The organism is Nitrospirota bacterium (genome assembly GCA_016212215.1).
GTDB lineage: Bacteria > Nitrospirota > 9FT-COMBO-42-15 > HDB-SIOI813 > HDB-SIOI813 > JACRGV01.
In genome coordinates this window covers 59,252-67,742 of record JACRGV010000009.1, presented here as the reverse complement: position 1 = coordinate 67,742, position 8,491 = coordinate 59,252, and the positions used below count along the sequence as shown (strand labels likewise).

7 protein-coding genes are annotated in these 8,491 nt (G+C 42.6%); 2 read left to right on the top strand and 5 right to left on the bottom strand.

The features are described 5' to 3' along the window. The 4 genes from HZA08_01410 to HZA08_01395 all read right to left on the bottom strand — a co-directional run. A partial coding sequence (locus tag HZA08_01410; GenBank protein MBI5192080.1) for an RHS repeat protein occupies positions 1 to 2,087 on the bottom strand: 2,087 nt, incomplete at its 3' end. A gap of 121 nt (positions 2,088 to 2,208) precedes the next feature. Continuing rightward, the gene (locus HZA08_01405; GenBank protein ID MBI5192079.1) at positions 2,209 to 2,850 is read right to left on the bottom strand and encodes a response regulator transcription factor; all 642 of its coding nucleotides are present in this window, start codon (positions 2,848 to 2,850) and stop codon (positions 2,209 to 2,211) included. 168 nt (positions 2,851 to 3,018) lie between these two features. Further along, positions 3,019 to 4,254, bottom strand: a complete 1,236-nt coding sequence (locus HZA08_01400; GenBank protein MBI5192078.1) for a PAS domain S-box protein — start codon at positions 4,252 to 4,254, stop codon at positions 3,019 to 3,021. Positions 4,255 to 4,349: 95 nt separating this feature from the next. Further along, positions 4,350 to 4,520, bottom strand: coding sequence for a hypothetical protein (locus tag HZA08_01395; protein MBI5192077.1), 171 nt, complete (start codon positions 4,518 to 4,520; stop codon positions 4,350 to 4,352). Positions 4,521 to 4,751: 231 nt separating this feature from the next. Between HZA08_01395 and HZA08_01390 the strand changes: the two genes are divergently transcribed. Then, positions 4,752 to 6,197 (top strand): ATP-binding protein, encoded by a 1,446-nt coding sequence (locus HZA08_01390; GenBank protein ID MBI5192076.1) that lies wholly within the window; start codon positions 4,752 to 4,754, stop codon positions 6,195 to 6,197. Positions 6,198 to 6,316: 119 nt separating this feature from the next. Here the strand turns inward: HZA08_01390 and HZA08_01385 are convergent, their stop codons facing one another. Continuing rightward, positions 6,317 to 8,236 (bottom strand): TonB-dependent receptor, encoded by a 1,920-nt coding sequence (locus tag HZA08_01385; protein MBI5192075.1) that lies wholly within the window; start codon positions 8,234 to 8,236, stop codon positions 6,317 to 6,319. Between HZA08_01385 and HZA08_01380 the strand changes: the two genes are divergently transcribed. Continuing rightward, positions 8,229 to 8,366, top strand: a complete 138-nt coding sequence (locus HZA08_01380; GenBank protein ID MBI5192074.1) for a hypothetical protein — start codon at positions 8,229 to 8,231, stop codon at positions 8,364 to 8,366. The two genes, HZA08_01385 and HZA08_01380, sit on opposite strands and share 8 nt — an antisense overlap. Positions 8,367 to 8,491 lie beyond the last annotated feature (125 nt).

Genomic DNA, 8,491 nt, shown 5'->3' with positions numbered 1-8,491 from the left:
GTCAGACGGTCTGCTGTATCATAGATAGAGGTCGTTACATTGCCACCAGGTGAAGTGACTGTCTGCTGCTTCCCATCAGGATAATAAGTGTAAGATGTAGTCTCGCTCATCGGGTTTGTCTCACTGACCAACTGTTTCAGTGCATTATAGCTATATGTGGAAGTGTTACTATTGGCATCTGTAGAGGCTGTGCGGTTACCAACTGCATCATATCCGGTTGTACTCACGGCATCATTCATATCCGGTATGCAGGAGGTGTCTCCAACCTTTCTGATAACAGATGTATTACGATCCAAAAGGTCATATACATAGCAGGTTACCTTTCCATTTGCATCTGTTACCTTTGTGCGGTTCCCAACAGCATCATAAGAATAAAGGGTCATATTACTAAGTGGATCAAAAACAGCCGTGACCCTGTTCAGGCTGTCGTAGGCATAAGTCGTTGTGTTACCGTTGGCGTCTGTCTGTGTAATGCGGTTTCCATCGTTATCATAAGTGTAACTGTTGGTATTCAGCATGGGATCGGTCACTAATATCAACCGGCTAAGGGCATCATAGGTATATGAGGTGGTATTCCCGTTGGCATCTGTTGAGGTCATACGGTTCCCGATAATGTTATAGCTTGAAGAAGTGGTGATGTTAATGCCTGCAGGGTCTATGATTTGCCCTGTTTGATGTCCATAGGCATCATAAGAATAAGTAGCAAGATTCAGGTTTGCGTCTGTCATAGATATCCTCTGACCTGCTATATCATAAGCATAAGCCGTGGAGTTGCCAAGAGGGTCTGTTACGCTGGTAAGATTGCCGTTAATATTAAATGCATAAGTAGTAGTATTCAACTCAGGGTCTGTTACAGAGGTAACATTGCTGAAGACAGGGTCATAAGTATATGATGTCGTCCTCTGTACCAGAGTGGCCACTGCCTCTGTCTTTGTGAGGACATTTCCTTTTGCATCATTTGTATAATTTTTCTTGTCCCCATTTTTATCTATAACAGAGGTAAGAAAATTATTTGGATTCCATGTATAGTTTGTACTATTTCCAAAAGGGTCTTTCACCTTGATAACTCTGCCATTGGTGTATGAGTCATAAGTATATATTGTCTGTCTTCCGAGTGCATCGCTAACAACGGCAGTCTTTGTTGTGGGGTTATAGTTGAAGGTATATGTTGACCCGCTGCTTGTGACACTCCCTACCCCTTCGCCAAAACCGGGAAAGGTAGTGTATGTAAAATATGTAAGATTGCCATTGGGGTCTGAGACCCCTGTTAGTCTTGAGTTTGCCCCATAAGTGTAGGAGGTTATCTTTCCAAGCGGGTCAGTTGCAGAGGTGAGGTTGCCGTTAGCATCATAAGCATAAGTCCAGACCCTCATAGCAGGGTCAGTGATGGTGCTGACCTTGTTATTCCCGCCATAAGTTAGTGTTACTACCCTTCCTGAGGCATCCGTAATTGTTGTCAGCAGACTGCCGGGATTGTATGTAAATGTCAGGGTATTTCCATACGGCTCTGTTATTGAGGTAATATTTTTATGTAATGAATTGTCAAAATAGAATTTAATACCACGCTTTGTGGAGAGCCTATATTTGGTTGGAACATATTCTTCCAGTTTATCTGTAATCCCTGCCGGAGGGATGAAGGTTATCCCGCTCTTTGTAAAGGTATCGAGCCTGCCGTCTCCTCTCAGGATGGAGATGTTGCCATTGGTATGGACAAAGTAATTGATCCCGTAGGAAAATTGCCACCCTTTGCCAAAAGGGGTATCAAGGAGGCGTAGCTGACTGTTGTAACTGAAGTGTATCTCAAGAGGGAGTCCCTTGCCCTGAAGGGTAACGTCTGCCCTGGAGCAGTAAAGGTTGCCATTATACGTCTGTACTGCACATCCTGCTGAAAATGGTGAACCTGCAAGGCCGTTCAGCTTTGTCCCGTCATTGGCCGTAGTGCCGGTGTAGCCGGAGTAGGTAGAAGCATGGGAAATGTCAGGAGATAGAGAGAAGAGGGAAGTCAGAAGAAAGAGGTAAGAAGTAAGTAGAATAAAATATGAGGTACGGATTCTGGATAACGTCTTCAGCATAAATATGTTTAGCATAAACATTCACCTCACCCTGAATTTATAATTGCATTTTATGTATTAATGGTAATCAGAATAGCACAGCCATATTGGGTTGTAATCACCCGCACGGGTATTTCTAATACCCACTTGGGTATTTTTATACCAGTCCCCGGCGGATGGCTTCTACTGCGGCTTTTGTGCGGTCGTTTACCTGGAGTTTTCTGTAGATGGATTTAAGATGGGCCTTTACTGTATCCCTGCTGACATATACTGTTTTTGCAATATCTTCATTGCTGTATCCTTCAGCAATCAGGCTTAGTATCCTCTTTTCACTTGCTGTAAATACGGCACTATCAGCCTGTTTTTTTATTCTGCCGGATAGCTTGTCTTTTTCAAGGATAATGTTTGCGAGAAATGGGGAGAAAAACACTTCTCCTTTATATGTTGATTTAATGATATTTACAAGTTCTACTTTGTTTATCCTTTTTACTATGTAACCATCCGCGCCTGAGGCCATTACCTTATAAACATGGTCATCGTCTTCATAAGAAGTAAGTGCCAGCATCCTTTTTTCAGGAAATTTGTGTTTGATGAGCTTTATTGCCTCTATACCGTTCATTTCAGGCATATCAAGGTCCATAAGAACTACATCAGGATTTAACTCCCTAACCTGAATCATTGCATCTTTACCATTCTGTGCATCACCCACAACTTCAATCTCATCCGTGTTCCTCAGTAAGGAACAAAGACCTTCCCTGAAAAGACGGTGGTCATCTACAACAAGAACCTTAATCTTCATCCGAAAATCTCCTCCGGCGGGGTAAGAAAACCCCGCCTATCCCTATCTACGAGGATAGGCGGGACATTCTTGTCCCGCTGATTTTCTTAATATTTTGATCATTACCTCTTGCCTCAACCATCAACCGTCAACCTCCAACTTTCAGCCCATAGCCTTCAGCCTACCTACCTATTTTTGTAACGGCAGTGTGAAGACAAACCTGCTCCCCCTTCCCCTGTACACAGGAGACTCTGCCCATATTTTCCCGCCATGTGCCTCAATGATCTGCCTGCAATACGTTAATCCAAGCCCTAATCCTATTTTACTGCCGGCCTTCTTTCTCTCTACCTGATAGTATTTTTCAAATACCTTATTTAGGTCATTTCTGGGGATTCCTACGCCCTGGTCAGTAATGCTAATCTTAATTTGGGGTAGAAGTTTATTTGTAAATCCCTGCGGCGGGGTAAGAAAACCCCGCCTATCCAGATATGTATCAAGGATAGGTGGGACATTCTTGTCCCACTCATTTTCATTCCCCTTTTTGACCGCCCCGCTCATGAGGGGGAGGATGGAAACAGTTATTGATATTTTCCCATTCCTCGGGGAGAACATGACGGCATTTTCAAGGAGATTAATAAGAACACGTATTATCCTGTTCTCATCTGCAATCAATGGAGGAACCTGTTTTGGGAGTTTCAACCCTGTCTTTATACCCTTGTCTTTTGTCAGGGTTTGGACTAATCTCACAGCAGATTTTATTATACCTGTTATTTCTACCTCTCTTTTATTCAGCCTGAACTTATTACCCTCATGTCTGTAAATATCCAGAACATCATCAATAAGATGAAGTAACAGTTCACAGTTATCCCTTGTCTCACATAAAATCTCCTGAACAGGGGTTTCAAATTTCTTTTGTGTGGATGAACAATTAAGAAGGGTCTCAAGTGTATGTGCAGTTGCAAGTACAGGGTTTCTTATATCATGTGTCAACATTCTAAGCAGGTCATTCTTCATCTGCTCTGCTTTGTAAATCTCTGTTATGTCTCTTGCGGCTAATATTGCATTCTCAACATGTCCGTTTCTGTTCATTACAGGATATGAAGATATCTTATAACTTAATTCATCTCCTGAACTGTTTTTATATTGCCTCTGAATGTGAACTACTTCTCCGGTTACAAATGTGGTTGTTGCAGGACAGTCAGGACAGATTGAATCTCGGTTCTCAAATATTCTGTAACAATACAGTTCATTATTCTCTATTAAATCCCTGCGATCTCCTAAAGCAGCCTTATTAAAATGGAGTATCTTATACTCCCTGTTTATAAGTATTATCCTGTGTTTTATTCCATTTAATATTGTCTCAAGATAGTCCTTTTCCTTCAGTGTTTCAGCAAGCCTTTTTCTCAATGCTGATGATAACTTCATAAATCACCCCGTGTTGATGCTAAATGAAAAAAAAGGAAAGGTTAAACGTACGGCTAAATATAACAGAAGTAAAATTGGTAAGCAAACGTCAGAAATTACATACGGTAAGTAATATGCGCCGGCACACGGGTTCCTATTTCTAACAACCCGATGGATTCTGCGGACATCCATTTTAAATTCAGATTCTTGATTCTATACTTAGGGTCTGTCATAAAATAACCTATACATTTATGCATCTCATCTTCCGGCCATCTTTGTGTGCTCATCAATCGCAACCCCTCAGCGTAGATTCAACTACGCCTTCGGGTTTGCTCAATCGGTCGCACTCAAACCTGACCGAAATCTGAGCGCCTAAATGCACAAGTTATTTCATGACAGACCCTTATCATGGATGTCCCCAGAATCCCCCGGGTCAAGACAAAATCATAAATAACTCTTGATTTAATTAATCGTATTTTATAATATATCGTATAATAGCAACAGGAGGTCTTTATATCATGCGATTTATCGGACGTGAGAATGAACTTGAAGCCTTAATCCAACGATATGATAGTGGCAAAGCCGAACTTTTTATAATGTACGGCAGACGCAGAATAGGCAAATCCGAATTGTTGCTGCACATTGCAAATGGGGCAAAACGGGCAAAAGGGGCAAAAGGGCGGCGGCATGTCTATTATGAGGCTTCGCTGCAGGATGAGGCTTTAAACCTGAGGGACTTTCAGCATAGCGTTGTGTCGTCCCTTCCCGGGGATGCTGTGCTTTCCGGTGTCGCATTCCATGACTGGCACGGGGCTTTGACTTTGCTTGCAGAGAGGGCAAGGACAGAACGTCTTCTCGTCATATTAGATGAGTTCCCGTATCTGTGCAAGGGGAATCCGGCTCTTCCGTCCATCATCCAGAGGTTTTGGGATAACACAGGCCGCCACACGAAGATGTTCCTTATCCTTTGCGGTTCGTCCGTATCTTTCATGGAAGACGAGGTACTGGGAGAAAGGTCACCGCTTTTTGGAAGACGTACAGGTCAGTTGAAGCTAGAGGGGCTGAGACCGGCCTCTGTTTTTAAGTTTTCCGAAGGGTGGCCTGTACGTGACCGCCTTAAAACTTATGGAATTTTTGGGAACATCCCTGCTTACCTTAACCTGATTGAAGAAAAAACCAAACTCGCGGATATGCTTACAGCAACTGCCTTTTCTCCTACAGGGTTCCTGTACAACGAGGTTTTTTTCATCCTCCAGCAGGAGTTACGGGAACCGGCCAGATACAATTCAGTGCTGAGGGCACTTGCTGAAGGCAAGACATCCATAGGGGAGATCGCAAACATATCCGGGTGTGAAAATACCCCAACGGCTGCCCGCTACCTGACGACCCTGATTGAGCTTGGAATAGTGGAAAAGACAGCGCCCTTCTTCTCACGTGCGCCGGAAAAATCACGCAACAATCGTTACCGCATTTCAGACCATTTTATCAGGTTCTGGTACAGGTTCGTACTGCCGAACCAGACTGCAATAAGATCTATGAGCGGAAAAGCAGTGGTAAAAAATGGTGTACTCCCATTTCTTGATGATTTCATGGGCGATGCATTTGAATCCCTTTGCAGGGATTTTCTGGTTTATGACTGGTTACCAAAAAGTGAATTGTATATTAAGCGGATTGGGAGGCACTGGGACAGGGATTTTGATATTGATATCTGTGCAGAACTCGGAGACGGTTCACTGATCATGGGTGAGTGCAAGTGGGGTGAACCGATTACCTACGGTTACCTGGAAAAACTCAGGATACGTGTGAAGTCCCTGATAGCGGATCATGAGGTAAGGCTTGCCCTATTTTCAGGGCGCGGTCTTTTTTCAAAGGAACTACGGGAGGCAAGTACGAGAGGAGAGGTGATGTTAATCGGGCCTGACGAACTGATTCAGGAGAAAGGTAATCCTGACTTATCCGGTTAAGTTGTATAAATCACATTTGAATGGGATGAGGTCAAAGCGAGAGCAGATTTAAAGAAGCATAATGATCAGCCTAAAACAGAAAATCCCCCCATAACTCCACATAATTACAATGTAAGAAATTACATACGGTAAGTAATATGCGCCAGCACACGGGTACCTATTTCATCACCGAACCAGTGTTCCCTGTGGACATTGTTAAACAGATTGAATACTGATAAAGCAATATCCATCTTATTTTTTAATACACTATATTTAATCTGTAGATTAGCAAGTGTATAAGGGTCTGTTGTATCAGATACTAAAAGTTTTGGCGGCATGTTTGAATCATATTCAATCTTTGAGACGTAATGTATCATCAGATTTGCTGATAAAGAGTCACTGATATGAAGACGGATTCCGCCATTAACCTTATGTGCAGGATTGTTTCGTATCACCCTTTTATTATTATATCTATGTAACTTTTGATTTGAATAATTAAAGAAGGTTGTAAACCGTTCATTTAATAATAGCTCCCCGTTGATTTCACCGCCGTAAACCCCATAATTAAATTTATTAATATTAGGGTCTGCCTCTACATCTATCAGGTCAGTTAATCTGTTATAGAAGAAGTTAACATCTCCTTTCAACCTTTGAAATAAAAGCGTGGAATATCCTGCCTCATACGTAAGAATCTTTTCATAAGCAAGATCAGGATTTGCACCATAAAGAGCAAATATTTCAAATGGGGTAGGTGACCTGTATGCCATACCGGAAGATATACGAAAGGTATTATGGGGCACCGGTTGATAAAGAATTGCTGCCCTTGGGCTTATGGTATTATCAAAGATTGTATGGCGATCATATCTTGCACCGATTATCACAGTAACCGGTTTCACAGGCCGCCACTCTTCCTGTAGAAAAAGTCCGGTCATACTCAATGGGCGGCGTGTAGCAGGATCTATGAAAGGTCCTCCTGCATCATTATGACGATAATTAACCCCGCCAATTATCTGGTGTGAATTCCCTAAGTCCAATCTATAATTCCACTCAAGGTTATATAGTTCAGAGTTAATGTCAACAACAAATGGTAATGGATTATCCGGGTCGTTTTGCCCGCTTATATCCAAATAATTTATCTTGATGTCATATTTATTCCAGTAAGCCCTGAATTGTGAATTTTCCCCCTCATAATTGAATTGCAGATAGTCATATTGAATATCCGTATCACCCCAACCGTCATCAAACCTTGGTCCATCATAAACCGGAAGCTCACTTTTTCCGCCGGCAAGAATGGCCCTTCTTTTTTGGGAAAGCCGGTATTCAATCATTACATTGCCGCGTGAGACATCAAGCCCCTGTTCACGGCCATCTACATGAAACCTTGCATCTTCCCTGCCTGGAAGTGTATCTGCCCGGCTATAACCAACAGAAAATCTGTAGGCTATCCCATTATTTTCCCCTTCATGAATCAGATTCCCTATACCTGTCCCAACCTGCCCGCCGACTGCTGATATAGTTGTACCTTTCATACTGCCGGGTCGTTTTGTAATTATATTCACTACACCGTCAAAGGCATTCGCCCCCCACATGGCTGAGCCTGGCCCCCGGATTATTTCTATATGGTCAATCTCTTCCAGTGATATGGGGATCGCGCTCCATATTACTGTATTCTGCACCTCTTCCTGAAATGTACGGCCGTCTATAAGGACAAGGAGTTTGTCGGCAAGTAACTGATTGTCTCCTCTGATACTAAGATTAAATTCCGGGGTGCTTGTCTGCATAACTTCCATACCAGGTACCATTCTCAAAATATCAGGAATCGTTGTTGCCCCTGAGTGCATAATCTCTTCAGATGTAATAACGGTTGTGGTTGATGGGGATTCACTCACCGGCTGTAAATATTTAGAGGGGGTAATTACCATCTTTTCTTCTGAAAAAAGTGCAAGTAAATCCTCCATATCACCGCTTATATCACCGGCATAAGAATATGAGTATGAGAGAAGAATGGATAGTATAACAAACAGCTTAATTTGCAGTAATCGTTTTACAATAGTGTTCATCCGCCCCCTCCGGCGGGGTAAGAAAACCCCGCCTATCCATATCTATGAGGATAGGCGGGACATTCTTGTCCCGCTGATTTTCTTGTCATGGTTCGACAGGTTCACCATGACACCATGGATGTCATCCTGAGCCCTTCGGCTTCGCTCAGGACAGGCCTGTCGAAGGATAATTTAATTTTCAGTCCCTTTGTGTCTTTGTGTGAGAAATGGTTTTTCAAAGTGGAAGGATTATATATTTTCTTATTGAAAGAGGCA